The organism is Streptomyces sp. MK37H, assembly GCF_018035285.1.
GTDB lineage: Bacteria > Actinomycetota > Actinomycetes > Streptomycetales > Streptomycetaceae > Streptomyces > Streptomyces endocoffeicus.
In genome coordinates this window covers 1-2,065 of record NZ_JAAAYH010000763.1, presented here as the reverse complement: position 1 = coordinate 2,065, position 2,065 = coordinate 1, and the positions used below count along the sequence as shown (strand labels likewise).

Annotated in this window: 2 protein-coding genes; both read right to left on the bottom strand. The window is 75.4% G+C overall.

The features are described from left to right. Positions 1–219: 219 nt before the first annotated feature. Positions 220–702 carry a nitroreductase family deazaflavin-dependent oxidoreductase gene (locus GWI24_RS43650; protein ID WP_210951554.1) on the bottom strand — a complete coding sequence of 161 codons (483 nt, stop codon included), beginning with the start codon at positions 700–702 and terminating at the stop codon, positions 220–222. Continuing rightward, positions 702–2,063, bottom strand: a complete 1,362-nt coding sequence (locus GWI24_RS43645; RefSeq protein ID WP_210951553.1) for an acyl-CoA dehydrogenase family protein — start codon at positions 2,061–2,063, stop codon at positions 702–704. The genes GWI24_RS43650 and GWI24_RS43645 overlap by 1 nt, the downstream gene beginning before the upstream one ends. Positions 2,064–2,065: the final 2 nt, after the last annotated feature.

Below are 2,065 nucleotides of genomic sequence, written 5' to 3'. Positions count from 1 at the left end.
ACGCCGCGGCGGATCACTCCCCAGTGATCCGCCGCTGCCATTTGCGGTCACTGGTTTGGTTTGGCCATGGGCTCGCCCGTGGGAGAGGGAACGGGGACCCCGCCGAGGCGCTGGGCGCCCCTGGCCGGGGGTGCCCAGCACCCCCGATGGAAGGGGCGCTGAGCACCCCCGAACCGGACGGACCGGCTCAGCCCTCCCCCACCGCCCCGACGGACCGGCTCAGCCCTCTTCGACGCGATGGAGGCGGAAGAGGCGGATCTCGCGGTCCACCCGGGACTGGTAGGTCGCGTAGGGCGGCCAGAAGGCGAGGACCGCGGCCCAGGCGGCCTCGCGTTCGGCGCCCTCCAGGAGGCGTGCCCGGACGGCGATGTCCCGGCCCCGCCAGCTGATCTCCGCTTCCGGGTGCTTCAGGAGGTTCGCCGTCCAGACCGGATGGCCCGGACGGCCGAAGTTGCTGCCGATCAGGATCCAGGTGCCGCCGTCCTCCGGCATACAGGCCAGCGGGGTACGGCGGGGAAGCCCCGACCTCGCGCCGCGCGCCGTAAGGATCACGCCCGGCAGCATCCGCGCGCTCGGCAGCACCTTGCCGCGGGTCAGCCGGTGAACCGTGCGGTCGAAGGCGGGGATGACATGGGGCGCGACCTTGGCGAAGGCGCGGGTCGAGGACACCTTACGGACCAGCCTCACGCCGTAACCGGCCATCAGACCGTCACCGCCTTACGCAGGCCGTCTCGCCCGTCCGGCCCGTCTCGCCCGTCAGTCCCATCGTGCGTGCCGTCCCCGTCGTGACCGCCCCTTCCGCCGCTTCCGCCGCGCCCTTCATGGCCGCCGTAAGGAGCGCGATCGGCCGCGCCGAAGAGTCCCTCCCGTTCCGCGGCCCGGGCGCGCAGCCGGTGGACGGGGCCGAAGAGCAGCTCATCCGAGGCGGCCCGCTTGAAGTAGAGATGCGCGTCATGCTCCCAGGTGAAGCCGATACCGCCGTGCAGCTGCACCGCCTCGGCCGCCGCCGTGCGCTGCGCCTCCAGCGCCTGCGCGAGCGCCAGCCCGCCCGCGACCGCGGCTTCCGTACCGCCCGCACCGCCCTCGGCCGCGGCCCATGCCGCGTAGTACGCCGCCGAACGGGCCGCCTGCACCGCGACGTACACATCCGCCAGCCGGTGCTTGACCGCCTGGAAGGAGCCGATGGGACGGCCGAACTGCTCACGTGCCCGCACATACTCGACCGTCCGCGTGAGGGCCGCGTCCGCCGCCCCCACGGCCTCGGCGGCGAGCACGGCCGCGGCCGCCGTACCCACGGCCGCCAGTGCCTCGGCCACCGCCTCCCCGCTCCCGCTCTCGCCGTCGTCCACCCCCAGCAGCTCGGCCGAGACGTTCCGCAGCTCGATCCGGGCCTGCGGGCGCGTCGCGTCGAGCGCGGTCAGCCGCGCGCGGACCAGCCCGTCAGCCCCCGCCCGGACGAGGAACAGCAGCGTCCGCCCGCGCGTATAGCCCCCGGCTCGGGCGGCGACCAGCAGCAGTTCGGCGCTGTGCCCGCCCGGCACCTGCTCCACCTGCCCGTACAGCCGCCACCCCGTGCCGCACTCCCGGTCCGGGCGCGCCTGGACACCCCCCGCGCGCCCCCCACCGGCCCACGCACCTCCTCGCGCTCCTACGAGCCCGAGCGCTTCGGGCAGCGCGCGCCCCGGCACCGCGAGTGCCGCCGTAAGGGCCCCCTCCGCGATACGCGGCAGCAGCTCGGCGCGCTGCGCCTCCGTCCCGAGCGCGGCGACCAGGGGCGCGGCGAACACGGCGGTGGCCACGAGCGGCGAGGGGAGCAGCGCCCGCCCGGTCTCCTCACAGGCCAGCGCCAGCTCGGTGACGCCGCAGCCGACGCCCCCGTACGCCGCCGAAAGGGCGAGGCCCGGCAGCCCGAGCGTCCGGGCGAGTTGCCGCCACAGGGCCTCGTCATAGCCGGGCGCGGTCTGGACCGCCGCCTTGACCTCCTCCGGCCCGCACCGCTCCCGCAGCAGAGTGCGCAGCGTACGGCGGATCTCGTCCTGTTCCTCGGTGAACGCGGCGTCCATCG

Coding starts and splice junctions, on each gene's coding strand:
- GWI24_RS43650 (WP_210951554.1), bottom strand. CDS start 702: ATGGCCGGTTACGGCGTGAGGCTGGTCCGTAAGGTGTCCTCGACCCGC.
- GWI24_RS43645 (WP_210951553.1), bottom strand. CDS start 2,063: ATGGACGCCGCGTTCACCGAGGAACAGGACGAGATCCGCCGTACGCTG.